The 25041-nt window shown below is 68.1% G+C and carries 21 protein-coding genes; 5 read left to right on the top strand and 16 right to left on the bottom strand.

Features of this window, described 5'->3' with window-relative positions:
- Positions 1-317 precede the first annotated feature (317 nt).
- Positions 318-1718, bottom strand: a complete 1401-nt coding sequence (locus ABH936_RS02860; protein WP_404602570.1) for an LssY C-terminal domain-containing protein — start codon at positions 1716-1718, stop codon at positions 318-320.
- Positions 1719-1974: 256 nt separating this feature from the next.
- Between ABH936_RS02860 and ABH936_RS02855 the strand changes: the two genes are divergently transcribed.
- Positions 1975-2616, top strand: a complete 642-nt coding sequence (locus ABH936_RS02855) for a hypothetical protein (protein ID WP_136788961.1) — start codon at positions 1975-1977, stop codon at positions 2614-2616.
- A 123-nt stretch (positions 2617-2739) separates the two neighbouring features.
- On the opposite strand, the gene ABH936_RS02850 is transcribed toward ABH936_RS02855, so the two are convergent.
- Together ABH936_RS02850 and ABH936_RS02845 are read right to left on the bottom strand one after the other, a co-directional pair.
- Positions 2740-4029 (bottom strand): hypothetical protein, encoded by a 1290-nt coding sequence (locus ABH936_RS02850; protein ID WP_082740624.1) that lies wholly within the window; start codon positions 4027-4029, stop codon positions 2740-2742.
- Positions 4030-4129: 100 nt separating this feature from the next.
- Positions 4130-4615 (bottom strand): hypothetical protein, encoded by a 486-nt coding sequence (locus ABH936_RS02845; protein WP_006945048.1) that lies wholly within the window; start codon positions 4613-4615, stop codon positions 4130-4132.
- Here ABH936_RS02845 and ABH936_RS02840 point away from each other — a divergent pair.
- Positions 4614-5273 (top strand): hypothetical protein, encoded by a 660-nt coding sequence (locus tag ABH936_RS02840; RefSeq protein ID WP_259880156.1) that lies wholly within the window; start codon positions 4614-4616, stop codon positions 5271-5273. The two genes, ABH936_RS02845 and ABH936_RS02840, sit on opposite strands and share 2 nt — an antisense overlap.
- 73 nt (positions 5274-5346) lie before the next feature.
- Here ABH936_RS02840 and ABH936_RS02835 read toward each other — a convergent pair whose 3' ends face one another.
- The 4 genes from ABH936_RS02835 to ABH936_RS02820 all read right to left on the bottom strand — a co-directional run bounded on the left by ABH936_RS02835 (position 5347) and on the right by ABH936_RS02820 (position 11290).
- Positions 5347-7770, bottom strand: a complete 2424-nt coding sequence (locus tag ABH936_RS02835; RefSeq protein ID WP_404602567.1) for an HAD-IC family P-type ATPase — start codon at positions 7768-7770, stop codon at positions 5347-5349.
- A 131-nt stretch (positions 7771-7901) separates the two neighbouring features.
- Complete coding sequence (locus ABH936_RS02830; RefSeq protein ID WP_038566091.1) at positions 7902-8501, bottom strand: hypothetical protein; 600 nt, start codon at positions 8499-8501, stop codon at positions 7902-7904.
- A 176-nt stretch (positions 8502-8677) separates the two neighbouring features.
- A complete protein-coding gene (locus ABH936_RS02825) occupies positions 8678-9778 on the bottom strand; it encodes an alpha/beta hydrolase (protein ID WP_404602564.1) in 1101 nt (366 codons plus the stop codon).
- A 319-nt stretch (positions 9779-10097) separates the two neighbouring features.
- Positions 10098-11290, bottom strand: a protein-coding gene (locus tag ABH936_RS02820) for an IS3 family transposase (protein ID WP_404602562.1) whose coding sequence is annotated in 2 segments (ribosomal slippage) — positions 10098-10997 and positions 11000-11290 — 1191 coding nt in all. Because the reading frame shifts where the segments join, the coding sequence is not laid out codon by codon here.
- Positions 11291-11407: 117 nt separating this feature from the next.
- Between ABH936_RS02820 and ABH936_RS02815 the strand changes: the two genes are divergently transcribed.
- Positions 11408-12013 (top strand): recombinase family protein, encoded by a 606-nt coding sequence (locus tag ABH936_RS02815; protein ID WP_404602560.1) that lies wholly within the window; start codon positions 11408-11410, stop codon positions 12011-12013.
- Here ABH936_RS02815 and dnaB read toward each other — a convergent pair.
- The 3 genes from dnaB to ABH936_RS02800 form a co-directional block, all read right to left on the bottom strand.
- A complete protein-coding gene (dnaB, locus tag ABH936_RS02810; RefSeq protein WP_074041083.1) occupies positions 11978-13375 on the bottom strand; it encodes a replicative DNA helicase in 1398 nt (465 codons plus the stop codon). The two genes, ABH936_RS02815 and dnaB, sit on opposite strands and share 36 nt — an antisense overlap.
- Positions 13376-14146: 771 nt before the next feature.
- Entirely contained in the window at positions 14147-15259 is a 1113-nt protein-coding gene (locus ABH936_RS02805) for a peptidoglycan-binding protein (RefSeq protein WP_051805402.1), read from the bottom strand.
- Positions 15260-15642: 383 nt separating this feature from the next.
- A complete protein-coding gene (locus ABH936_RS02800; RefSeq protein ID WP_150112677.1) occupies positions 15643-16725 on the bottom strand; it encodes an NlpC/P60 family protein in 1083 nt (360 codons plus the stop codon).
- Positions 16726-17048: 323 nt separating this feature from the next.
- On the opposite strand from ABH936_RS02800, the gene ABH936_RS02795 reads away from it, so the two are divergent.
- Together ABH936_RS02795 and ABH936_RS02790 are read left to right on the top strand one after the other, a co-directional pair.
- The gene (locus ABH936_RS02795; protein WP_404360716.1) at positions 17049-18407 is read left to right on the top strand and encodes an MATE family efflux transporter; all 1359 of its coding nucleotides are present in this window, start codon (positions 17049-17051) and stop codon (positions 18405-18407) included.
- A gap of 105 nt (positions 18408-18512) precedes the next feature.
- Positions 18513-19334 carry a serine hydrolase gene (locus tag ABH936_RS02790; RefSeq protein WP_051805404.1) on the top strand — a complete coding sequence of 274 codons (822 nt, stop codon included), beginning with the start codon at positions 18513-18515 and terminating at the stop codon, positions 19332-19334.
- 94 nt (positions 19335-19428) lie between these two features.
- On the opposite strand, the gene rplI is transcribed toward ABH936_RS02790, so the two are convergent.
- From rplI to ABH936_RS02760, 6 genes are all read right to left on the bottom strand, one after another.
- Positions 19429-19875, bottom strand: a complete 447-nt coding sequence (gene rplI, locus ABH936_RS02785; RefSeq protein WP_006944736.1) for a 50S ribosomal protein L9 — start codon at positions 19873-19875, stop codon at positions 19429-19431.
- A gap of 20 nt (positions 19876-19895) precedes the next feature.
- Positions 19896-20132: a 30S ribosomal protein S18 gene (gene rpsR / locus ABH936_RS02780; RefSeq protein WP_006944621.1), complete on the bottom strand. Its 237-nt coding sequence runs from the start codon at positions 20130-20132 to the stop codon at positions 19896-19898.
- Positions 20133-20260: 128 nt separating this feature from the next.
- Positions 20261-20923 carry a single-stranded DNA-binding protein gene (locus tag ABH936_RS02775; RefSeq protein WP_062256943.1) on the bottom strand — a complete coding sequence of 221 codons (663 nt, stop codon included), beginning with the start codon at positions 20921-20923 and terminating at the stop codon, positions 20261-20263.
- A 32-nt stretch (positions 20924-20955) separates the two neighbouring features.
- Complete coding sequence (gene rpsF, locus ABH936_RS02770; RefSeq protein WP_038569923.1) at positions 20956-21243, bottom strand: 30S ribosomal protein S6; 288 nt, start codon at positions 21241-21243, stop codon at positions 20956-20958.
- A gap of 213 nt (positions 21244-21456) precedes the next feature.
- The gene (locus ABH936_RS02765; RefSeq protein ID WP_404602554.1) at positions 21457-22824 is read right to left on the bottom strand and encodes a hypothetical protein; all 1368 of its coding nucleotides are present in this window, start codon (positions 22822-22824) and stop codon (positions 21457-21459) included.
- Between the two features lie 54 nt (positions 22825-22878).
- On the bottom strand, positions 22879-25029 hold the full coding sequence (locus ABH936_RS02760) for a transglycosylase domain-containing protein (RefSeq protein ID WP_051805406.1): 2151 nt from the start codon (positions 25027-25029) through the stop codon (positions 22879-22881).
- Positions 25030-25041 lie beyond the last annotated feature (12 nt).

Genomic DNA, 25041 nt, shown 5'->3' with positions numbered 1-25041 from the left:
TGCGAATTTCGTCCACCTTCGCGACTCATGGCCACATCGGCGATTCTTGGTCACATTCACCCCTGAGCGAAGCGCACGGCTGCCCCGGCGCGACGCCCGTCGCGCCGGGGCAGCCGTAGACGTCAGGAGAGGTCGGCGAGGATCCGCTCGGCGAGGGCGCGGGCCGACTGCGGGTTCTGACCCGTGTAGAGGTTGCCATCGGCCCCTGAGGTCGCGGGTCGTACCGTTAGGGCATCGAGCAGATACTCGCTGACTGACCGGGCGAGCGAGTCTGTCAGCGACGAGCACGAGCGCGTTTCACGTGAAACACCACACCGTCAGGCCGCGGCGCCCTCACCCTCGACGAGGCCCTGCTCGACCCAATCGCGCGCCGACAGGCTCGTCAGCGCATAGACGACGAGCAGGTCGACGGAGAGGGACAGCAACGCGCCGAACGTCGGCCGCGTGCCCTGCAGGTACTGCCACATCTGGCTCGCCTGCGACAGGGTGACGAGAGCGATCATGATGAGTCGCGCCCACACCCCGCCGAAGAACGTGCGGTACGCGAGCCACAGGATCGGCACATACGTCAATACCCCGATCCACAGGGCGACGTTCGTCGGCAACTCGGCCGGAACGTCGCCGAGGACGTCCCGGCCGTTCGGCCCCAGAACACCGTCGCCGCCCCAGACGAGCGCCGCCATCGACACGAGGGCAGAGGCCACCGCGAGCACGCAGGCCGCGACGATCGACGGCGGGCGACGCCCCACCGTGCCGAGCACCTGCCCGTCCTCGCTGGCGCCGTACACCGTCGCGCCCGGGGCGACGGCAACGGCGGTGAGGTCGACGACGGGCAGGTCGCCGTCCGTCATCACTGCGTCGCCGCCGCCGTTGCGGCTGTGGTAGCCGCTCGTGAAGTCGTGGAGCATCTCGACGCTGACGGCCGCGTCGGCGTCCGTCACCGTGCGCAGCACGTGGTCGCGTTCGGTGTCGATGTCGCGCGCGATACGGTGCGTGACCTGCAGCGTGAAGAACGACAGGCCGACGCCGGAGTCGAACGTGCCCGACGCTAGCCAATCGACCCGCCGGCCGCCGGGCAGCAACCACCCGTCGGGCGTCGGCCAGAACCGTACGTGGTGGCGTTGTGACGGGTTGCCGTCGACCTCCTGCTGGTAGGCGAACTCCTGCGTGCGCCGGAACAGCACGAGCGGGCTGACGGGTGCCTCGGCGTAGCTTCGGCGCAGCAGCGACGACACGACGATGCGGACGCTCGACCCGAGCGTCACCGGGTCGGCCTTGACCCACCCGGCGCGCGTCATCGTCTCGTGGATCTGCTGTTCGTCGCCGATGAATGCGAGGTTGAGGGGATCGCCGAGGCGCCCGTCCGTCGTACGGCTGCAGCCGATGAAGTAGTCGGGCACGTAGATCGTCGTGAGGACGCGGTGCAACCGTGGCAGCGCCAGGTAGGCCATGACGGCCCAGAACCCGACGAGCAACAGGAGCAGCGACCACGACCACGTCGCCTCGCGTAGCAGCAGCACGGCGAAGACGAACGAGCAGATCATGACGGCGAAGAAGAAGACGTTCTCCAGCCACGCCAGCCCGAGATGCCGACCGAGCCCGCCCATCATGACGACCGGCTCAGCGGCCTCACCCGCGCCGGATTCGCGGACCGGGGCCAGGGCGCGCGAGGGGTCGGTGCTCGCGCGTGTCTCGCTCGAGCGTCGGTCGCGTTCCATGGTCCTCCCACCCGTCACGACCCCCTCCGGACGAGGGTGCGCACCCCATTGTCCCCCGCGTTCGCCCCGCATCCCGGCCGGCGGCGTGGCGGTGGCCGTTGCGGTTGGCGACCGAACGCCGGGAGGCCGAACGCCGACGCGCCCACCGTCGGCTGTCGAAGTTCTCGGCTCGAGCTCTCGTGTTCCACGTCACACACGGCAATACTGAAGAAGGAGGTGTGTCCAACACGCACCGACTCGAGAACAGGAAAATGCCATGAACCGTTTTGTCCGCACCACATGCTTGACGACGTTCGCCGGAGCCGCCCTGTTCAGCGCCCCCGCCTACGCAGCCCCTACGGCCGGGCCCGGCGTGTCGGCGACTCCAAGCATCACCTACACGACCGACGGCACCACCGTCGCATTCAACTTCAACCTCAAGGGCACGCAGCACTATGCCAACGGGCCGGATCACACGACGACTCGTACCCCTGGCCCCATCTCCATGAGTGTCGACTTCGGTGACGGCAAAGGCCGTACCGGCGGTGATTCCGGCGTCCTGCAGTGCACCTCGAAGGGCGTCTCGCCACTCAACTTCTCGTCTCCTTACCAGTACCGCTACACCAAGCCCGGCACATACAAGGTGAAGCTCGACTTCTGGTACTGCGGTGACGCCAACAACTCCCACGTCACGAAGACCGTCGACGTGAAGATCGGCGCGTCGGCGCAGCCCGTGCCCACGCCGTCCAAGCCGGGAACCCCCGGCGGCACGACGACGGGTTCGACCACTGTGGGCCCGAAGGTGCAGACCGACATGACGCACGAGGGCAGCTCGACGAACACCACCGCTGCGTTCGCGAGCGGCGCGCTTCTCGCCGCAGCGGGCGGCACGCTCGTCGTTCGCCGTCGCACCCGATGACGGATCCGGCGAGCGGCCAGTCTTGCTGGCGGCCCTCGCCGACACCCGGCAGCGGAACGGCCCGAACCTCACGAGAGGTTCGGGCCGTTCCGCGTGTACCCAGCCGGGGCGCCGGGCAGTGGCTCAGGTGAGTTCGAGGTACTCGTCCCAGCCACCGGGCGGCGTCTCGCCGGGAGCGAGGGCCTGCAGCTTCTTGACGACCTTCGGGTCCTGCGCGTCCATCCAGTCGCACAGCTCACGGAAGGACACCATCTTCGCGTCCTTGTGCGCGGCGACCTTGCGCATGACCTCCTCGACGGCGTCCATGTAGATGCCGCCGTTCCAGCCCTCGAAGTGGTTGCCGATGACGAGCGGAGCGCGGTTGCCCTCGTACGAACGGTTGAACCCGGCCATGTAGGAGTCGACGGCCTGCTTGCGCCACGTCGCGTGCATGGCCGGGTTGCCCTTCGTCACCTTCGACTGGTTGAACATGATGTTGTAGTCCATCGACAGCACCTGGAAGCGCGTGCCGGCCAGCGGGATGGACTGCAGGCTCATGTCCCACAGGCCCTTGTCCTTCTTCGGCCACATCTGCAGCGTGCTCTTGCTCGTGTCGTAGCGCCATCCGAGCTTTGAGGCCTCGGTGCGCAGGTTGTCGCCGCCCTCGAGGCAGGGCGTTCGTCCGCCGATGAGTTCCTTGTCGTAGTCGAAGGGCAGCGGCGGAAGGTCGTGGAACCCGGTGTTGGTGCGCCAGTTCGCGACGAACGAGCGGGCCTGCTCGATCTCGCTGCCCCAGTCGCTCGGCGACCACGTCGAGCCACCCGTCGGGCCGCAGAAGTGGCCGTTGAAGTGGGTGCCGATCTCGTGGCCCTCGGTCCACGACTCGCCGATGCCCTTGATCGTCGCGTGGACGCAGTCATCGGGCAGGAAGTTGATGTCGGTCGCACCAGGTTTGTGGTGCGGCGCATGGTAGAGCGTCTTCTTGCTCTCGGGCAGGAAGTAGATGCCGGAGAGGAACAGCGTCATGTGCGCGCCGGTTTCACGTGAAACCTTGCGGAAACGCGACAGCAACGGGTTGTCGACGAGCTCGGCGGCGCCGTCCCACGACACGACGACGAACTGCGGCGGCACGTCGCCCTTCTTGAGCTTCTTGGGCTTGTAGAGCCCCGGCTGCGGGCCGGTGTCGCTCATCGACCCGTCGCCGATCGTCTTGCCCTGCGGGCTCGCCGACGACGCCGACGCCTTGGCCGAGCTGCCGGCCTTGACGCCCTTGCCGGAGCCGTCCGACTTCGACGACGTGCTGCATGCGGCGAGCGCCCACACGCCCGCGCCGCTCAGCACGGTGCGGCGCGCCACCGCAGCCTTCGACAGCGCCTTCGCGGTGCCGTCGTCGCCTCGTCCATCGTTCGTCGTTCCGTTGCCGTCAGCGGCCATGCTCACGTGTTCCTCCCGTTTGCCCCCGGTGTTCTTGTCTGCCGTTCCACAGTACGCGGGACCCCTGACGAGCGCCCAAGTCGACGCGCCGGACGGTGCGTCAGAGCAGGTCCTCCATCGCACAGCAGAGCACCTCGACGGCCGTCGCCCGCGCGCGGCAGGTCGACATCGGCACCTGGCCGAAACGGCCTCGCGCGACGGGGCTGCGGTTCAGCGCCCGGGTCGCGTGCTCGTCCCAGGTGACGTCGACGAACCAGGCGCCGTCAGCCTCGACGACCGCGCGCACGCGACCGAAAGCGCACACCTCCTGGCGCACGGCGAGATAGGCCCAGATGACGTCCCCCGCCCGCATCGTGCGGTAGCCACTGCGCAGGCACCAGCGTTCGAGTGGCTGCGAGCGCCCGATGGCAGCCCACACCGCCGTGGCGTCCGAGCGGGTGCGCCAGTCGTCGGGCTGGTGCTCGGCGTGCGCTGCGGGGTTGATGGGCAGCAACCAGTGGGCGTCCGAGCGCGACGGCGTGGCTACGGAATCGATACTCGTCAGCTTTCCACGCCGCCGCGGTGTTCCGCCTAGTCTCGCTGGCATGACCGTGAATCACCTCACCGACGAGGATTTCCTGGCTCTCTACGGCAGGTGGGCGCCGCTGACCCCGAGTGACGTCAAGCACTTCTTCGCGAGCTACCCCGGCTTGTGGTGGATCGCCGGGGGCTGGGCCATCGAGGCCTTCACGGGTGCATCACGCGAACACGACGACATCGATCCGTCCGTACTGCGTAATGACCTGCCCCTGCTTCGACGTCATCTCGCAGGACGCCTGCACGCCTGGGCCGCCGCGGCGGGTTCATTGACCCCACTGCTTCCCGACGTCGACGCGGATGGCGCGCCTGACGACGTCCTCCCGCGCGGGTGCGGGCAGATCTGGGCGAGGCCGGATGCCGCGAGCGCCTGGGAGTACGACATCCTGCTCAGCCCGGGGAGCGAGCAAGAGTGGGTCTACAAACGCGATTCCCGCCTTCGCCTCCCGATGACGCGAGCCCTGTGGGAGCGAGACGGCGTGCGGTACCTCCGGCCGGAACTGCAACTGCTCTTGAAATCGCGCGGGTTACGCGTCAAGGACGAGCGCGACTTCACCGTCACGGCGCCACTGCTCGAGCGTTCGACACGAGAATGGCTGCGGGATGCCCTGACGCTTACCGAACCGAACCACCCCTGGATCGCTCGGCTGGACGATCTCGGCGCGTGATGTCGTACGGCTCGCGGTGACCTTGCCCGAGATCGCGTCGGGAACGACGCGATCTCGGGCAAGGTCATCACGTTCAGCCGTGCACCGCGGGCGCCTGGCCCTGACGTCGCGCCACCACGCGGTGCACACCCTCGAGCGCGGCGACGCCAGCGAGCGCGCAGGCAGCCGCGATCGCCATCCTCGACAGGTTCGTCGGGTCGAGCGAGAACCAGCGACGGGTGAACGGCAGCAGGAACATCGGGACGTAGGCGAGGAAGCACGCCGTCACGAGCGCGAGACGCAGGCGGTCGAGCGGACGCGCGACGATGACGAGCACCCACCAGCTGCACGCGATGAGCGTCGTGAGCGTCGCCGTCGCGATCTGGGTGTGCCCGGCGCCGAACCCTGCGTCGGTGACGGCGTCCGCACCGCCGCCCTGGCCGTGGCGCACGAGCAGGTAGCACGCGAGCGTGACGGCGGCGATGACGAGCCCCGACGGAATCGCGAACCGCATGACGCGCGGCACGAATCCGCTGCGCGCTCGTTCGCTGTTGGGCAGCAGTGACAGCACGAACGAAGGAACGCCGATCGTGAACCAGGCGGCGATCGTCAGGTGGATCGGCTCGAACGGGTACGCGAGCGAGGGCGTGTGGAACAGGTGCGCCCCGAGCCCGAGCAGGCCGATGACGAGGGCGAGCGTCACCGCGTAGATCGTCTTCGTGAGGAACAGGTGAGCGACGCGTTCGATGTTGCCGATGACGCGGCGGCCCTCGGCGACGACGTGCGGCAGCGTCGCGAACTTGTTGTCGAGCAGGACGATCTGGGCGACGGCGCGTGTCGCGTCGCTGCCGGAGCCCATGGCGACGCCGACGTCCGCGTCCTTGAGGGCGAGGACGTCGTTGACGCCGTCACCGGTCATCGCGACGATGTGGTCGCGGCTGTGCAGCGCCCGCACCATCGCGCGCTTGCCGTCGGGCTTGACGCGGCCGAACACGACGCTCTTGTCGAGCGCGTCGGCGAGTTCGGCTGTGTCCGTGGGCAGCTTGCGTGCGTCGAGCGCCTGGTCGGCCTCGCCGAGGCCGAGGGATTCGGCGACGGCGCCGACGCTGCGCGCGTTGTCGCCGGAGATGACCTTCACCTCGACGCCCTGGTCATGGAAGTACTCGAGTGTCTTCGCGGCGTCGGGGCGCACCTTCTGCGCGAGCACGACGAGGGCGCGCGGCGTCAGCTCGCCGGGCGCGTCGTCGGCGTCGACGCGCGTCTCCGCCTCGGCGAGCAGCAGAACGCGAGCGCCGCTCGCGCCGACCTCGGTTGCGCGCTCGCCGTCGGCGCTGTCGGGGTCGAGCAGGATGTCGGCGGCGCCCATGACCCAGTTGCCGTGCCCGGCGAACGAGACGCCCGACCACTTCGTCGCGGAACTGAACGGCGCCCGCGCCTCGACGCCCCAACCCGGCGCATCGCCGAACGCGTCCTTGACGGCGAGCATCGTCGCGTTCGGGTGCTCGTCGGCGTGCGCGAGGGCGGCGAGTGCCTCCTTCGCACTGCCCTCGTCGGTGTCACCGAGCGGTTCGACGCGTTCGAGCGTCATGCCCGGCTCCGTAAGGGTGCCCGTCTTGTCGGCGCAGACGACATCGACGCGCGCGAGGCCCTCGATCGCTGGCAGCTCGTTGACGAGGCACTGACGGCGCCCGAGGCGGATGACGCCGACGGCGAACGCGACGGACGTCAGCAGCACGAGGCCCTCGGGCACCATCGGGGTCAGTGCGGCCACCATGCCGAGGACGGCCTGCTTCCAGTCGTCGCGCGCGAGCAGCAGCTGGTTGACGATCGTGATGAGGCCGGCGGGGATGAGCAGGTAGGTGATGACCTTGAGGATGCTGTCGATGCCGCTGCGCAGTTCGGAGCGCACGAGCGTGAATTCGCCGGCGTCGGCCGTGAGCTTGGCGGCGTACGAATCTCCACCGACGGCGGTGGCGCGCATCAGCCCCGAGCCCGCGACGACGAAGCTGCCGGAGCGCAGTTCGTCGTCGCTGCGCTTGTCGATCGGGTCTGATTCACCCGTCAGCAGTGACTCGTCGACGTCGAGGTGATCGGCGCGCACGACGACACCGTCGACGGCGATCTGCGAACCGGACGACAGCTCGACGATGTCGCCGGTGACGATGTCCGTCGTCGGGATCTTCTTCGCCTCGTCGTCGCGCCGTACCGTCACCTCGGCCGTGTTGACGATACTGAGCTGCTTCAGCGTGTGACGGGCGCGCAGCTCCTGCGCAATGCCGACGATGCTGTTGATGACGATGGCGAGCCCGAACAGCGCGTTGCGCAGCGAGCCCGTCGCGACGACGAGGGCCACGAGGATCGCGAAGATCGCGTTGATGCGTGTGAACAGGTTCGCTCGCACGATCTGCCACGTCGAGCGCATGCCGTCGTCAGGGGCGTGGTTGACCTCCCCGCGACGCGTCAGTTCCTCCACCTCGGCCGTGCTCAGGCCCGCCTCGTGCTGTTCCCGCTCTCCCATCGACCCATTGTCTCGTGACGGCCTCCCCCGCGTGGCGCGAGGGCCGGGCCGAGACTCAGGGTGGCGGGTCACTCACAGGTAGGCGGGCAGCCGCGCGCCTACCTGTGAGTACCCGCCATCATGGGCTGCGATCAGATCTTCGACGCGCGATACCCCGCCTTGATCGCGGCAGCCGGCGTCGAGAAGCACATCTCGGGGTGCGTCTTCGCGTAGAAGCGCTGGCCGGGCCTGTGGAAGATGTGGCTCGACGCATTGCCCTTGATCGGCGCCCAACTGGGGCAGTTGACGCTGCCCTTCGGCATGACGATGGCGCTGCCGCGCGATGGCGCGGGGGCCGTCACCTTGACGTAGACACGCGTCGATGTCGAGGCCTTGTTCGTCGACGTCGCCTTGAGCTGAACGCTCCAGTATCCGCTCGCCTGCGGGGCCATCGACGTCGCGAAGTTGCCGCGCGCATCGGCCTTCAGCGTGCGCTGCGCGGTGTTCGGGGCAGAACCGTCAGCGTCGAAGAACACGACGACAGACGCACCCGGAGTCGCCGTCCAGGTCTTCGCCAGCTTCTGCGCCTGGCCCTTGAGCGTGATGCTCGAGCCCTTCGTGACCGTCGTCGGTGTCACGGCAAGGTTCGCGACGCGCGTCGTGACGGTCGCCGCGGCCAGGGCGGGCGTGGCGGTGAAGGCGGTGGCGGCGGCGAGCGTCGTCGCGCCGGCCAGGGCGAGGGCACGGTTCATCTGGGCGTTTCCTTCGAGGTGGGAGGGGTGACGGCGGTCGGCACGTCACCCGCCGATCCTAGAGGTCATTGCGCTTTCAAGTTCTTGCTTTGCCCGAATCTCACCGCTGGGCCGCCTGCCTCGTCGAAAGGGGGCTGACTTCGTGCACACCGGCGACGGGCCACGTCGTCTGCCGGTCAGCGCCCCATGTAGGTGCTGAGCCACGCGAACGCATCGGGCATGACGCGCTGGTACGTGCCGAAGTTGTGGCCGCCGCCGTCGACGACCTCGAACTTCGTCGTGAGGGGTGCCCGCGCAGTCGCCATGAACGCGCGGGTGTTCTCGATGCCCTCGTCACCACCTTCGGCCTGGCCTATCGCCGCGAAGATCGCGTTGTGGGGAATCGGCAGGTGCTGGATCCGCCACGTCAGGTCGTTCTCCTGGTGCAGCTTCTCCTGCCCACCGAACAACGAACCCGTCATCTCGTCCTCGTGCGGGCTGAAGTATCCGGAAAGGCTTGCGGCGGCCGAGAACTGCTCGGGATGCATTAGCGCGAGTTTCGCCGCACAGTAGCCGCCGGTCGAATGCCCCATGGCACCCCAGCCGGTGTCACTCGTGCGCAGTTCCTTCTTGATGAGCGTGGGCACGTCCTTGCTGAAGAACGTCAGTGTCTGCGGGCCGCCCGGCACGTCGACGCATTCGGTGTCGCGGGGCGGCGCGAGCGTCGGCTTCATGAAGACCATGATCATCGGCCGCGCTCGCCCGGCCTTCACCTGCTTTTCGAGTTCGGCGGGGTATGCGAGGCGGTCGACGAGCTGGGGTACGTCACCGGGGTAGCTGGCGATCGTCTCGACGACGGGAAACCTCTCGTTCTCGTGCCCCTTCTGGAAGTACTGAGTCGGCAGGTAGACGAGCGCGTTCGTCGACAGTCTGCTGCTCGGCCCGTGCAACACGAGGGTGAAGACGCCACCCTTGCTCGGCAGTTCGTCCTTCTTGCTCCACCCCGTCAGCCCCATCGACGCAGGCAAGCCCTCGGCTGCGGGTTCACCGTTGGTGGTGACGGTACGCACGTCACCGGCGGCGCCGAGCAGGTCGTCCCATGAGCCGTAGAACATGCCCCAGTCGTTGACGGCCACCATGACGAGCAGGACGGCGCACAGTTGCGACAGCACCACCGTCACCGTTCCCCTGAGCAGGCGGGGCAGACGAAGCCGGGGACGCTCGCTGATCGCGGCGATCGTGAAGACGACGAAGAGCACCGTGAGCAGTGCGAGCAGGGGCCAACCGGTGAGGGACACGACCGCATCTTCTGTGACGTGGCTGTGAGAACGTCGAGAACGTGAACGCAGAGGGCCTACCCCACGTATCGGCCACCCGCGCCGGGTCGTGCCTGTCAGTCACCGGAGGGCAGAATCGTTGACCTGACGCTTGAACTCGATGCTGAGCGACTCGCCGCCAGCTAAGACGTCCTCTGGGTTCACAGCCATATTTCATGCTTATGGAACGAGTGGCACACCGTCACTCAAAGTCATGAGCATGGATCGTTCAGCGCTCATCATCAGAGCGGCCGTTCTGTTACATTGGGGACTGCTGCACGATCTGGTGACAGTTGGGGTCTCAGGCCGCGGTAGCGGTCTGGGTGGTCATGATGGTCTCGTACTCGATGGGGGTCAATCGTCCCAGTCGGGCTTGGCGGCGGCGTCGATGGTAGGTCCGTTCGATCCAGGTGACGATGGCGGTCCGTAGCTGCTCGCGGGTGGCCCAGGGGCGGCGGTTCAGGACGTTCTTCTGCAGCAGTGCCCAGAAGCTCTCGATGGCCGCGTTGTCGGCACAGGTCGCGACGCGGCCCATGCTCCCGCGCAGCCCGTTGCGGTGCAGGGCGGCCACGAACTTCCTTGATCTGAACTGCGATCCACGGTCAGCGTGGACGATGCACCCGGTCACGGTCATGCCCTGCGCGGCGCGGGCGGCGACCGCGTTGTCCAAGGCGTTCACGGCCAGACGCGACTTCATCCGCGAGTCGATGGAGTAGCCCACGATCCGTCCCGACCAGGCGTCCTTCATCGCGCACATGTACACCTTCCCCTCAGCGGTCTTGTGCTCGGTGATGTCGGTGAACCACACCTGGTTCGGGCCTGTCGCCAAGGTGGTGAACTCGCGGTTGACGAGGTCGTCGTGCACCGGCGGTCCCGGACGGCGGGCCTTGGACCTGCGGGGCTTGCCGAAGGAGCTCCACCAGGCGTTGTCCGAGCAGATCGCCCACGCTGTCCGGGCCGACATGGGCTGCCCGCCGTGGTGACGGGCCTCGTCGGCCAGGTAGCGGTACCCGAACTCGGGGTCGTCACGGTGGGCGTCGAACAACGCGTTCGCCCGGTACGCCTGCGCGTACTCGGCGTCGGTGACGGGCTTGGTGAGCCACCGGTAGTAGGGCTGGCGAGCGATCTTCAAGACCCGGCACGTGACCGCGACAGGGATGCCGTCGGCGGCGAGCTCGCTCACGAGCGGGTACAACCTTTTCCCGGCAGGTTCGCCTTGGACAGGTACGCCGCCGCGCGGCGCAGGACCTCGTTCTCCTGCTCCAGCAACCGGATCCGCCGGCGGGCCTCGGCCAGCTCGGCCAGGTCGCTGCCCGACACCGGTATCGGGGGCCGGGTGCCGTCGTCGATATCGGCTTTGCGCATCCACGTCGACAACGTCATCGGGTGGATCCCGAAGTCCTTCGCGACCTGCTCGAGCGTCACCCCCGGCTCACGGTTACGGGCCACGCGCACAACGTCGTCGCGGAACTCCTGCGGATAGGGCTGAGGCATGAGTGCATCCTTCCAGGCCACCCTGGCGGGCAAGCCACGTCAGATGTCACCTATCCGTGCAGCAGTCCCTAGGGTCCTCGGTGGCCCTATTGCCCACCTTGCGGGTAGTGACTAGACATGCCGGGTCAAATCGTGGGGTACGCGCGCGTCTCGTCGACGTCGCAGAATCTAGCCAGAAAACTAGAGGCACTCGGGGCGGTCGACGAGCTGTTCACCGATCACCAATCCGGCAGGAGCCGCGCCGATCGCGCCGGCCTGTCGGACGCGCTGCGCTACGTGCGCCGCGGGGACACGCTGCGCGTCGCATCCATGGATCGCCTCGCCCGATCACTCATCAACCTCGAGCAGATCGTCTCCGACCTCACCGCGCGCAAGGTGAGCGTCGAATTCGTCAAGGAACGCCTCACCTTCTCACCCGACGCCACGGCCGACCCGTTCGCGACGTTCCAGCGCCAACTCATCGGCGCCGTCGCCGAACTCAAGCGCTCCCTCATCCGCGAACGCCAACGCGAAGGCATCGACCTGGCCAAAGCACGCGGCGTCTACAAGGGTCGCGCCCGCCGCCTCACCGACGAACAGATCGCCCACGTGCGCCAGGCAGCGGCCGCGGGCGAGCCCGAGGCCAAGCTCGCCGCCGACCTTGGGGTCTCGCGCCGCCTCATTTACGACGTCATCGCCGGCAACGGCTCAGAAGTTCTGACCGCCCATGTCCTTGAACCGTGAGTAGTGACCCTGGAACGCGACGGTGATGTCGGCCGTCGGGCCCGCACGGTGCTTGGCGACGATGATCTCGGCCTCGCCGGCCTTCTCCGACTCCTTGTTGAAGTAGTCGTCACGGTGCAGCAGGATCACCATGTCGGCGTCCTGCTCGATCGAACCCGATTCACGCAGGTCCGCCATCTGCGGGCGCTTGTCGGTGCGCTGCTCGGGGCCACGGTTCAGCTGCGAGATCGCGATGACGGGTACCTCGAGCTCCTTCGCGAGCAGCTTGAGCGCACGCGAGAACTCCGACACCTCCTGCTGACGTGATTCGACGCGCTTGCCCGAGCTCATGAGCTGCAGGTAGTCGATCGCGATGATCTTCAGGTCGTGGCGCTGCTTGAGCCGGCGCGCCTTCGCGCGGATCTCCATGAGCGACATGTTCGGTGAGTCGTCGATGAACAACGGCGCGTCCGAGACGCGGCCCATCGTCGTCGCCAGACGCGTCCAGTCCTCGTCACGCATCTGGCCTTTTCGCATGTGCTGCAACTGAATTCCGGCCTCGGCCGACAGCAGGCGCATCGTGATCTCCGTGCGCCCCATCTCGAGCGAGAAGAACGCGGCCGTCATGTTGTGATGAATCGCGGCGCTGCGAATGATGTCCATGCCGAGCGTCGACTTTCCCATGGCCGGTCGTGCCGCGATGACGATCATCTGCCCGGGGTGCAGACCGTTCGTCAGCCCGTCGAGCTCGGAGAAACCCGTCGGCACGCCGACCATCTGCCCGTCGGTGCCGGAGGCCTGCTCGATCTCGTCGGCCGTCGCCTCGATGACGTCGCCGAGCCGCACGTAGTCCTCGCCGCCACGCTTGTCGGCGACGGCGTACACCTCGGCCTGCGCGGCGTTGACGATGTCCTCGACGTCGCCGCCCTCGTCGCCGTAGCCCATCTGCACGATGCGGGTGCCGGCGTCGACGAGCCGGCGCAGCACGGCCCGTTCGGCGACGATCTGCGCGTAGTACCCGGCGTTCGCGGCCGTCGGCACCGACGCGATGATCTGGTGCAGGTACGCCTGCCCGCCGATGCGCGCGAGTTCGCCGCGCTTCGTCAGCTCGTCGGCGACGGTGATGGCGTCCGCCGGCTCACCTCGGCCGTACAGGTCGGTGATCGCGTCGAAGATCGTCTCGTGCGCCGGGCGGTAGAAGTCGATGCCCTTTACCTCGGCGATGACGTCGGCGATCGCGTCCTTGCTCAGCATCATGCCGCCGATGACGCTCTGCTCCGCCTGCAGATCCTGCGGCGGCAGCTTGCCCGGCGGCATCGACGACGAACCCGCCCCGTCGAACTCCGGCGGCGCCTCGTACGGCTCCAGCTCAGCCACGCTCACAACTCCTCGAATCGGGTGCCACCCGCCCGGCCGACGCCGCACGATCCGTCATGACCCACCCTTGCACTCACCACCGACAACAGTAGGCAGACGCCCCGTCCGTTCACGAACCCGTCTGTGGACGGTGCTGTGGACAAGGTGTTGGAAACGCCGGTGGCGGTTGTGCACAGACGCGGGACAAACCTGTGGATGATTCGCCCGCCCGCCGTGGGAACCGCGCCACTGCGGTGATTCGCCGATCCACACCCTGTGGACGAAGATTACTCCCGGTCGTCGACAACCTGGGTTGTCGTCCACAGCCCCGAAAGCCCCGAAAGCTCCCCCACCAGCCGGTCACGTCGCGTTCACGGCCCGCTTGGCGCCCATCGTCCTGCGCGACGCGGACCACCACGCCGCATCAGCCCCACGAGCACCTCGCTGGAGCGAGCGAGGACACCCCGACGCACGAACGTTCGCCGTGATCATCTTCCGAGGGTGGAACTCTCACATGCGGTCGAGTTCCGCCCCCTGAAGCATGGCGAACCAGTGGGGGGCTGATGCGCCGGGGTGCCCTCCCACTCAATCAAGACCACCCCGGCTTCTGGGCGTCACGACACACCTCAGCGCTGGATCGAAACTGTTTTCACAGGTTCACACGCACGGCGCGTGAGCGCCTGCCACCCGTCGACAGCCCGCGCGGTCGACACCCAGCCTGCGCGGCATCCCACGCCGCGCCGCCACGGCAGCGCACGTGAGGCACCCCACCCGGGCAGGCCGGGTGGGGTGTCGCCGTCAGGATCCGTTGCGCGAGACGCCGATCGTGCCCGGGACGTAGGTGGTGCCGAGCTCCTTCGAGTCGGCGATCTTGATGCTCGTGTAGGAGGAGCAATCAACGATGCCCCAGTGCAGGTGCGGTCCCGTCGAGAAGCCGGTGTTGCCCGACAACGCGATCTTCTGCCCCTGCGAGACTCGCTGCCCCGCAACGACGTTCATCGACGACAGGTGCGCGTACTCCATGCAGAAACCGGAGGCGTCCTTGATGAGGACGGTGTTGCCACCGGTGACGTTGTTCTCGGTCTTGAACACGACGCCCGACGCGGAGGCGACGACCTGCGTCCCCGTCGGAACCCCGAAGTCGACGGCGTGCTTGTCGTAGTACTTGTGATGGCTCGCTGCCCCGTACGGACCCTGCGTGATGGGCGCCGGGTAGCCGTTGAGGAACGGCAGCTCGTACGGCGCGTCCGGGTGGACGAGCGGCGGGACGCCCGGCTGGCCGGGGGTACCGGTGTCACCACCGGTCGCCTGGTCCGTGGCGAGAGCGAGGGCATACGTCGTCTTCGCCCCGACGACACCGTCGACGACGAGGCCGTGCGAGCGCTGGAACGTCACGACCGCCGACTCGGTGAGCGACCCGAACACGCCGTCGACGTTCACCCCGAGCTTCGACTGGATGGCGCGCACGAGCGGGCCCGAGTCGCCGCGTCGGACGACGTCGCCGGCGCTCGGCTGTGCGGACGACGCGTCGAGCGCCGCCCACGTACGGGGGCCGACGACGCCGTCGACGTCGAGGCGGTTGGCGCGCTGGAAGTCCTTGACGGCCGCTGTCGTGACCGGGCCGTACCAGCCGTCGACGACGAGAGCGAGGCGAGCCTGCAGGGTCTTGACGGCCTCGCCGCGCGAGTCGAAGGTCAGCACGGGCGAGATGGTGGGAGCGGGCGCCGGCGCCGGCGTCTCCTGCGCCGCGAAAGCCGGGGCAGCCATCACAGCCGCTCCGGCGACGGGCAGCGTCGCGCCCACGCCGAGCGCGAGGGCGGATCGGGAGCCGCGGGCTGCGGCAGCACCGACGCACGCGGACTCGACGCGGCCGTGGCGCGTGGCAAGGTGCTTGGGCAAGTACTTCGTCATGGCGGTTCGCTCCGTCGTCGAAGAGCGCCAGTCGACTCGCAGTGGGCGCTCGTGCTCACGTGTCGCACGGGGGTGCGACATGTCGAGGATGCACGAGCCGAACGTCGCCGCAAAGCACCCCGAAAATCACATGCATGTCGTTCTGGCACCCCGTGATCTTCCCGTGATCACGCGGCTGACGGGCACTTTCGGCATGGTTCCGGGGAGCACGAAACGAACATCCTTTCGAGCCTCGAAAAAATGTTCGACGAAATATTCATCATTCAGTTTTGTCCACGATGTGGGACGGCGCTCGGTCCGTCGTCCGCGTCAGCTTCCCCACTGTCGGTACGACCGGATCCGAGCGCCATCCCCTGCCATCGCGGCAGTCTCGACGCCGTCTTTCAGCGCAGCACGCGCGCGTAGCTCGACGGCTTGCCGTAGATCGCGCGAACACCCACGGTGGAACCTGGGTGCGGTGCGTCGATCATCATGCCGTCGCCGAGATAGATGGCGACGTGATACGCCGGGTAGCCGTAGAACAGCAGGTCACCCGGCTGCGGGTTCGTCGTGCTCGGGAAGTACGCCTGCTGCTGCGCGGAGACGCGCGGCATCGTGATGCCGTACTGCTTGAACACGTACGAGACGAAGCCGGAGCAGTCGAAGCCCGACGGCGTCGAACCGCCCCACACGTACGGCACACCCTGGAACGTCTTGGCGTACGCGATGATCTGCGCGGCCGTCGCGGACGGAGCAGGCGTCGTCGGCGTCGTCGGCGTCGTCGGCACCGTGGGAGGCGTCGCCGGCGTCGTGGGCACCGTGGGAGGAGTCGGCGTCGTGGGAGTCGTCGTCGAGCAGCCCAGCTTCGCCCACGTCAGCTTGCCGACGATGCCGTCCGCGTACAGACCGTTCTGCGCCTGGAACGAGACGACCCCTGCACGAGTGGCCCGCCCGAAGATGCCGTCGACCTCGACTCCGAGCTTGCTCTGCAGCACCTTGACGAGCGCGTGCGTCGAACCGAAGCGCAGCGTCGTGGTGTTCGCGGAGCACGTCGTCGGCGTGGTCGGCGTTGTCGGAGTGGTCGGCGTTGTCGGGGTCGTCGGCGTCGTCGCCGCAGCGAGCTTCGCCCACGTCAGCTTGCCGACGATGCCGTCGGCGTACAGCCCGTTGCTGCGCTGGAACGACTTGACAGCCGACAGCGTCGCAGGGCCGAAGATGCCGTCCGCGTTGACCTGGAGCTGCGCCTGGATCGCCTTCACCGCTTCCCCACGGGAGCCGAAGAACAGGACGGGCTTGACGGTCGGTGTGGTCGCGCTCGGCGTGGTCGTACCCGTGCCGGGTGCGGCCATCGCGGGCGCGGCCGCGACGAGGGCTCCGGTGGCCGGGATGGCGAGCGCCACCCCGGCTCCGAGGCCGGATCGAAGAGCGAGCTGCGGGCGCACGGTGCGCTCGCGTCTCCTCATGTGCAGGGGAGCATGTGTACTCAAGTGAGCAGCCTTTCTACGGTTTTCGCGTTCCAGCGCACCGCGTCTCCAGGGTGGAGACGCACGCCACTGCCACACCCTCGCCAGCCCCCGCTCACAAAGGTGCAGGCTTCACTCTGCCCGAGCGTTTCCTGAGTGTGAAATGAAAGTTGCCGACACGCCCGGTAAATGCTTGACTCGACGCGCGCCGCGCGAGATAAGCGGCCACGACGCCCACCTGGATATTTTCCCGTCGTTCCGCGTAGTTTCGGGCCAATACCAGGAGTCAGGGGGCTCCGCCGAGCAGGCGCGCCGACGCGGTTGCACGAGAGGACATTTTTTCTCATATGATGAGACGGGTAGCGCGAGAAGTGCAGGAACCCGACTCCCTGGGGCCCCAGATTCGCGCCCTTGCCGTGCCGGCCTTCTTCACGCTCGTGGCCGAGCCTTTGTTCCTCATGACCGATTCGTCGATCGTCGGCCACCTCGGCGTCACGCAGCTCGCGGCGCTCGGAGCCGCGAGCGCCGTCCTGCTCAGCCTCACCGGCATCTTCGTCTTCCTCGCCTACGCGACAACCGCACTCGTCGCACGCCGCATGGGCGCGAACGACGAGGACGGAGCGATCGGGGCGGGCCTCGACGGCGTGTGGCTGGCGTTGGCGCTCAGCATCCCGCTCGCCGCCGCGACGTTCGCCGCAGCGCCACTCGCGGTGCGCGCGATGACCAGCGCGCCTGAGGTCGTGGACGCTGGCGTCACATACCTGCGGATCAGCGCGCTCGGCATCCCGGCGATGCTGGTCTGCCTCGCAGCGCAGGGGCTGCTCAGGGGCCTACAGGACACGCGGACGCCGCTGCTCGTCACCGTCACCGGATTCGCCCTCAACGCGGCGCTCAACGCCATCCTCGTCCTCGGTCTACACACCGGCCTCGCCGGCTCGGCCGCCGGCACCACGGCCGCGCAGTGGCTCATGGCGCTCGCCCTGCTCGCCTCGATCGGCCGACGGGTGCGCCATCTCGACGTCCGCCCCCACCCGGGACGTGTCCTGGGTGCGGCACGCGCCGGGGCGCCGATCCTCGTGCGTACGATCGCGCTGCGCGCCGTCCTGCTCCTCACGACGGCCACCGCCGGGTTGTTCGGCCCCGGGACCCTCGCGGCGCACCAGATCGCATCGACGATCTTCACCTTCCTGACGTTCGCGCTCGACGCCGTCGCCATCGCGGCGCAAGCGCTCGTCGGCGAATCACTGGGCCGCGGTGACGCCTCACGCACCCGCGAACTGACCGCGACGCTCACTCGATGGGGTTGGCGCTGCGGACTCGTCGGCGGTGTGGCGACGCTGGTCACGGCGTGGTGGGTGCCCCTGCTGTTCACCTCCGATGCGACGATCGCGCACACGACGAGCGCCGCCCTCGTCGTCATCGCCCTCGTGAGCGCACCGTCGGGCGTGCTGTTCGTCCACGACGGTGTGCTCATGGGTGCCGGGGACGGCGCGTTCCTCGCCCGTGCGCAACTGGCGCTTCTCGTGGGCTACCTGCCGCTCGTGTGGGTCCTGAGCACCTCGCGGGATGCCGTCACAGGCTGGGGGGACGCGTCGCCGCTCGTCGCGGTCTGGGTGCTGTATGCGCTCTACCTGCTCGCGCGCATGGCCGTGCTCGACCACCGGCGTCGAGGCACCGCCTGGATGCACCTCGAGAGCGCCGGCTGACGCCCCGGTCCCGCCGCCCCCGATGCTCGCGGGCCGCGAATGCCCCATGGGCCGCCCTCACCCACTATCTTGAGGTCATACGCAGGCATCTCTCAGGGAGTTCCCATGACGCACGACCTCGATGATCGACTGCTCACGAGTCACGGCGTCAGCCGCCGTACCGCACTCACCGGAGCGCTCGCACTGGGCGCCACCGGCGCCGTCTCGACGCTCGGGGCGACCCAGGCCTCGGCCACCACGGTGGGGCTCTACGACAAGATGCACGCCATCGACGCATCCACGACCGGCGGGTTGTCCGTCGCCGTGCACGATCGGCGCAGCATGCGGGTGTGGCAGTACAACGCGCCGTTCCGCAACGAGTGCGCGAGCATCGTCAAGGTGCTCATCCTCGCGACCGTCTGCTCGCGCGCCCAGAAGGCGGGGCGCGGCCTCACCGCGTGGGAGAAGAGCCAGGCCTCCCCGATGATCCGCGTCAGCGACAACAACGCGGCGACGAACCTGTGGCGCAGCGTCGGCGGCGCACCCGCGGTGCAGGCCGTCGCGAACAGCCTCGGCATGACGTCGACGCGCGCTGCCGGAGCCTGGGGCCTGACGACGACCTCCGCCTACGACCAGATCGTCCTCATGAACGAGATCAGCTGGCGCGGCAGGCTGCTCAACGCCGCCAACCGTGGCTACATCCTGACGCTCATGGGCCAGGTCGCGGCGGATCAGCGTTGGGGCGTCGGCTCGATCGGCACGAGTCAGGTGAAGAACGGCTGGCTGCCCTACGCCGGTCTGTGGCGCGTCAACAGCATCGGCCACGTCGGCGGAAACCGCAACCACACGCTCGCCATCCTGCAGCGCACCCCGACGATGGCGATCGGCACGTCCGTCGCCAACCGCGTCGCCGCGACCATCCACGCGCACCTCGCGACCGCCCTCTGACGCACGCACGACGAAGCCCCGCCCACGGACGAACCGTGGCGCGGGGCTTCGACGTCGGCCCGCCCCGGACGAGGCCGGGGTGGGCCGGTGAGGATCAGGCGCGGGCGACCTTGACGTCGACCGTGGCCTGCACCTCGGGGTGCAGACGCACGAGCACCGAGTACTCGCCGAGCGAACGCATCGGCGTCGTGATCTCGATCTTGCGCTTGTCGACGGAACCGGCGCCGGCTTCCTTGATCGCGTCGGCGATCTCACCGGTCGTGACGGCGCCGAAGAGGCGGCCGTTCTCGCCGGCGCGAGCCTTCAGCGTCACCTTGGCGTTCTCGAGGTTGCCCTTGACGGACTTCGCCTCTTCGAGCGTCTTGATGGAACGCGTCTCGCGAGCCTTCGTGATCGAGTCGACCTGCTTCTGGCCGCCCTTCGTCCACTCCGTGGCGAGGTTGTTGCGCAGAAGGTAGTTGCGGGCAAAACCGGGCTTGACGTCGACGACGTCGCCGGCCGTGCCGAGCTTGGAAACCTCGTGGGTCAGGATGACCTTCATGTCGGTGTTCCTTTCCTCGATCAGCGAGCGGAGCTCGAGTAGGGAAGCAGAGCCATCTCACGCGCGTTCTTGACGGCGTTGGCGATGAGGCGCTGCTCCTGGACGGAGACACCGGTGACGCGACGGGCGCGGATCTTGCCGCGGTCGGAGATGAACTTGCGCAGCAGCGCAGCGTCCTTGTAGTCGATGTTCTCGACCTTCGCCGCCTTCAGCGGGTTGGCCTTCTTCTTGGGCTTGCGCACAACGGGCTTTGCCATCGTGGTGCTCTCCTTCTATGAGAGCCCGAGTGGTGACTCGGGATAGCGAGTGTGTGAGTGGCCGGCACGTGCGTGCCGGGCCGGTGGGGCGTCATCGTCGTGGTGACGCCCGGGAAGAGGAGGAACGATCAGAACGGGGGCTCGTCGTACGACGGGCCGGTGGACCAGCCACCGTTGCCGCCGCCCTGCGAGCCGTTCGACTGGCCGCCGGCGTTGCCACCCGAGTTGCCGCCGAAGCCGCCACCCGAGTTGCCACCGGTCGCCCACGGGTCGTCGGTCGGGCTGCCACCGAAGTTGCCGCCCTGAGAACCCGAGTTGCCGCCGAAACCGTTGCCACCGCCGGAGTTGCCCCCGAAGTTGCCCTGGCTGACGTTGCCGCCGCCGTTGCCACCTCCGAAGTTGCCACCCTGGCCACCGCCGGAGCGCTGGGTCTTGTTGACCTTCGCCGTGGCGTACCGCAGCGACGGGCCGACCTCGTCGACCTCGAGCTCGGTGACGGTGCGCTTCTCGCCCTCCTTCGTCTCGTACGAACGAGACTTCAGACGGCCGGTGACGATGACGCGCGAGCCGCGCTGGAGCGACTCCGAGACGTTCTCCGCTGCCTCGCGCCAGATGGAGCAGGACATGAAGAGCGCCTCGCCGTCCTTCCACTCGTTCGACTGGCGGTCGAAGACGCGCGGGGTCGAGGCGATGCGGAAGTTCGCCACGGCAGCGCCGTTCGGCGTGTAGCGCAGCTCGGGGTCGGCAACGAGGTTGCCGACCATCGTGATGTTGACGTCACCTTGCGCCATGGGTGGTTCCTCCTACTGAATGTGGGGAGTTCTCAGGCGTCCTTGCGCAGGATCTTGGTACGCAGGATGGACTCGTTGAGTCCAAGCTGACGGTCAAGCTCTGCAGCGGTGGCCGGGGTCGCGTTGAAGTCGACCACGACGTAGATGCCTTCGGACTTCTTCTTGATGTCGTAAGCCATGCGGCGACGGCCCCAGACGTCGACGTTGTCGACGGTGCCGCCGTCCTTCGTGACGACAGAGAGGAACTTCTCCAGCGAGGGCTGGACCGTGCGCTCGTCGAGCTCACCGTCGAGGATGATCATCATTTCGTAATGACGCATGCGGTAACCCACCTCCTTTGGTCTCAAGCGGTCACGGTCTCTCCGTGACAGGAGGGTTGCAGCGTTGCCGCGCCCTCTCGTCGTCGCACGCACCACGATGGCCCATCGAGCCGTCGGGGAGCACGCGCCGGAGCCACAGGTTGTGGATGAGACGGCACGAACCCCTCAAGACTACCCGTAGCCGTCACCGGCGACCAATCTCTGTGGATGAACTCAGGCTGACGCGGCGTTCGCGTGCTGCCGAGCGGTGAGGCCGGCGCGGCGCTCGTCGGCGTCGTCCTCGGATGACGCGACGGTCGACGGACGCGTCGCGCGGATCGCCGCGGTGACCAGGTAGACCAGCCCGGCCAGTCGCACCAGGGTGAAGAAGCAATACCAGCCGGAGGGCAGCGCCTTCGCCATGTTCGAGGCACGCGCGATGAACCCCCACACGGTGATGAAGTAGACGAACTCGGCGCCCGCCCAGACGAGGTGGTCGCGCCACGGCAGCGCGCTGAGCGCGATGAGCGGCAGGACCCACAAGCACGCCTGCACCGGCAGGGCACGCGACGTCAGCATCACCGTGACGAGCATGAGCAGCGCGATGGGCGCGAGCGGCAGCCGCTCACGACCCTGAGCGAGAATCGCCCCCAGCGCGATCGCCGCGATCCACCCGAGCACGGCGAGGCCCGTCAGGACGGCAGGTGACAACGTCACGTCCGCGAAGCTGAGGATGTACCAGAGCGAGCCGTACCCGGCGCCCTGCTGGCGCCAGGCGGTGAACGAGGTGAACGGGTCGCCGCCCCACACGGCGATGACGGCGAACATCGCGACGCACGTCGCGCCCGCCCCGAGGAAGAGTGCCAGGGCGCCCTTCGTGCGGCCGCGCACGAGCGCGACGACGAGCGCGGCCACGAGGACGGCGCCGAGCGTCGGACGCGTCAGGAGGGCGCCCGCGAGCGCCACCCCCGCGAGCGGGAAGCGCGTGCGCTCCCAGGCCAGCAGTCCGGCTGCGACGAGGGCGACACCGAGCGCGTCGAACGAGATGAGCGCACTCGTGATGAGCACCGGCGACAACGCGATGTGGGCAGCCACCCAGGGGCTGTCGGGTCGCGACGCGGCACTCGCGCACACGGCGAGGGCGATGAGCAACGCGACGACGGCGGCCCCCCACGCGAACATCCCCTGCTGCAGCCGTAGCTGCGAACCGCCGGGCACGATCGTGCGCACGAGCCAGGTGATGAGTGCCGTCAGCGGGGGCTGGCCCTGCATCGTCGGGTTCGACCACGGCGACGATCCGGCGGGCGCGGCGACGGCGACGGGCAGGTCGGAGTAGCAGGCGCGCCACAAGGATCCGGGCGTCGCCCACCCCGTCGAGACACAGTGGTTCTTCTGCAGCACCCCGAGCGCGACGAAGACCGCGCTCAGCGCACTGAGGACAACGGCGGCCGGGCGCCACCCGCGTCGCCCGACGACGGCGTGACGCCCCAGCGGCCCACCGACGACGTGACTGGCCGCTACGGCCACCGGGTCGGTGCGCGTCGGGGCTCGACCCGAGCTCGGAGCGGTCGTCGGGTGCGCAGGCGTGGCCGTGTGCGTCATGGGGTCAGCCTAGGCGGGGGTGCCCGGTCAGCGACTCGCCGAGGCTCCCGGGGATCACCGGCCGCTCGCGACGGCCGATGACGCCGCCGTCTGCGGCGGGCTCGTTTCACGTGAAACAGCCGCGCTGGAGGAGGCCGGCAGCGTCGCGTCAGGCGCCGTCGACCCGGGCGACGCCGGGCCCGGGGCGTCCGTCGCGTCGGGCTGGGTGGGCTGGACGTTCGACTGCGTCGGCTCCGGGTAGGGCTGCGACGCGGCGCTGGAGGGCGCGGCGTACGTCTTCGTCGGGGTCGGTGACGCAGACGTGGACGCCGACTCGGGCTTGTTCTCGTTGTAGTACGAGCGCTTGGGCAGTTGCGTCTTCTTCTGCCCCTCGAGGGCGGCATCCATGAAGTCGACCCACACCTTGCGCGGCAGACCCGCGCCGTAGACGTCGCTCGCCGTCACACCTGGCAGATTCTGCATCGGCTGCGCCGTCTTGCCGTCGGTGCTGTAGTACATGCCGACACTCGTCGTGATCTGGCCAGGCGTGAAGCCGTTGAACCAGAGGTACTTGTTGCCCGAGGCCGTACCTGTCTTCGACGCCATGGCGCGCCCGAGCTCGTCCTGCGCGCCCGCCGCGGTGCCGTAGACACCCGTCTTGCCTAGCGCCCACGTGAGGTCGTCCGCGATCGCCTTGTCGTACACCCGCTTGCCCTTGGTGTCGACGGTGTAGGAGTACTTGCCGTCGAACGACTTCACGGTCGAGATGAGGTGTCGGTCGTAGAACACGCCGCCGGAGTTGAGGGTGTTGTACCCCGTCGCCTGGTCGACGACGCGGCTGTCACCCGTGCCGAGGACGTTGAGGATGTTCGTGTCGTTCATCCCCCCGAGCGTCTTCGGCATGCCCGAGGCCTGCGCCGCCTCGAGCGTATTCGCCGGCCCGATCTCCCGGTTGAGCCGGACGAACGCCGTGTTGATCGAGTACGCGAGCATGTTGCTGATCGGCTGCCAACCCCACGACTCGTTCTGGTTGTTCTGCACGTACTTGCCGGCACCGATCGGCAGATAGTTGTTGCCGTTGTACTGGGTGTCGACCGACTTGCCGTGCTGCAGCGCAGCGATCGCGGTGTACAGCTTCATCGATGACGCCGTCTGCAGCATCGCCTGATCTGCGTCCGAGTAGGGCGACTTCACCGGGTCGTAGTCGGCGCCGCCATACATCGCGACGACGCCGCCGTCGTTCGCACGTTCGGCGACGAGGCCGGTGTGCAGCTTGCCGAGCAACGTGTCAGGCGTGTGCTTCTCCACCGCCGCGACGGCCGCGTCCTGCGCGCGCTTGTCGATCGTCGTCGTGATGCGCAGACCACCGCGGTCGATGTCCTCCTGGCTGAGCTTCAACTTGCGCGACAGTTCGCCGCGGACGGAGGCGATGACGTAGCCCTGCGGCCCGTCCGCGTACTTGATCGGCTGACGCGGATAGAACTTCGGCATGACGGCCTTGTTGCGTTCCTCGGCCGTCAGCCACCCCATCTTGACCATGCCGTTGAGCGTGTACGCCATGCGCTCGTTGGCACGCTGCTCGGAGTTGGGCCCGACGCTCGGATCCATGTTCTCCGGGTTGTTGACGACGGAGGCGAGGAACGCGCCCTCCACAGTCGTCAGCTGGGAGACGTCCTTGTGGAAGTACGACTGCGACGCAGCCTGGATGCCGTACGTCCCGCGCCCGAAGTAGACGTTGTTGAGGTAGGCCTGGAGGATCTCGTCCTTGCTCATCTCCTGGTCGACCTTGAGGCTGATGACGACCTCCTTCACCTTGCGGGTGACCGTCTTGTCCTGCGTCAGGAAGTAGTTCTTCACCCACTGCTGCGTCAGCGTCGAGCCGCCCTGGCTGCCACCGTCACCGGTGAAGTCGTTGATGAAGGCGCGCGCGATGCCCGTCGGGGAGATGCCGCGGTTCGAGTAGAAGCTGCGGTCCTCGGCGGCGATGAACGCGTGTTGAACGTCGATCGGCACCTTGTTCAGCTCGACGGGGTCACGGTTCGTCGTCGTGAAGCGGCCCATCTCCGTCTTGCCGTCGGCGTAGTAGACGACGGAGACCGCCTGCGTCGCCTGGGCGTTGGCCTTGGGGATGTCGATGAACAGGTAGAGGCCGATGAACGTGAGCACGGCCAGCAGCACGAGGCTCGCGAGGGCGAGCAGGGCGGCGCGCACGATGCGGAACGGCAACGAGTGCGCGCT

The sequence above is a fragment of the Dermacoccus sp. GAS27A genome (assembly GCF_044909235.1).
Lineage (GTDB): Bacteria > Actinomycetota > Actinomycetes > Actinomycetales > Dermatophilaceae > Dermacoccus > Dermacoccus nishinomiyaensis.
The sequence above is the reverse complement of the archived record's forward strand: the minus strand, read 5'-3'. Positions and strand labels throughout refer to the sequence as shown.

Coding starts and splice junctions, on each gene's coding strand:
- ABH936_RS02840 (WP_259880156.1), top strand. CDS start 4,614: ATGACCGTGAATCACCTCACCGACGAGGATTTCCTGGCTCTCTACGGC.
- ABH936_RS02835 (WP_404602567.1), bottom strand. CDS start 7,770: ATGGGAGAGCGGGAACAGCACGAGGCGGGCCTGAGCACGGCCGAGGTG.
- ABH936_RS02850 (WP_082740624.1), bottom strand. CDS start 4,029: ATGGCCGCTGACGGCAACGGAACGACGAACGATGGACGAGGCGACGAC.
- ABH936_RS02805 (WP_051805402.1), bottom strand. CDS start 15,259: ATGACGAAGTACTTGCCCAAGCACCTTGCCACGCGCCACGGCCGCGTC.
- ABH936_RS02790 (WP_051805404.1), top strand. CDS start 18,513: ATGACGCACGACCTCGATGATCGACTGCTCACGAGTCACGGCGTCAGC.
- rpsR (WP_006944621.1), bottom strand. CDS start 20,132: ATGGCAAAGCCCGTTGTGCGCAAGCCCAAGAAGAAGGCCAACCCGCTG.
- ABH936_RS02795 (WP_404360716.1), top strand. CDS start 17,049: ATGATGAGACGGGTAGCGCGAGAAGTGCAGGAACCCGACTCCCTGGGG.
- ABH936_RS02845 (WP_006945048.1), bottom strand. CDS start 4,615: ATGCCAGCGAGACTAGGCGGAACACCGCGGCGGCGTGGAAAGCTGACG.
- ABH936_RS02855 (WP_136788961.1), top strand. CDS start 1,975: ATGAACCGTTTTGTCCGCACCACATGCTTGACGACGTTCGCCGGAGCC.
- ABH936_RS02815 (WP_404602560.1), top strand. CDS start 11,408: ATGCCGGGTCAAATCGTGGGGTACGCGCGCGTCTCGTCGACGTCGCAG.
- ABH936_RS02775 (WP_062256943.1), bottom strand. CDS start 20,923: ATGGCGCAAGGTGACGTCAACATCACGATGGTCGGCAACCTCGTTGCC.
- ABH936_RS02765 (WP_404602554.1), bottom strand. CDS start 22,824: ATGACGCACACGGCCACGCCTGCGCACCCGACGACCGCTCCGAGCTCG.
- rpsF (WP_038569923.1), bottom strand. CDS start 21,243: ATGCGTCATTACGAAATGATGATCATCCTCGACGGTGAGCTCGACGAG.
- ABH936_RS02830 (WP_038566091.1), bottom strand. CDS start 8,501: ATGAACCGTGCCCTCGCCCTGGCCGGCGCGACGACGCTCGCCGCCGCC.
- ABH936_RS02860 (WP_404602570.1), bottom strand. CDS start 1,718: ATGGAACGCGACCGACGCTCGAGCGAGACACGCGCGAGCACCGACCCC.
- rplI (WP_006944736.1), bottom strand. CDS start 19,875: ATGAAGGTCATCCTGACCCACGAGGTTTCCAAGCTCGGCACGGCCGGC.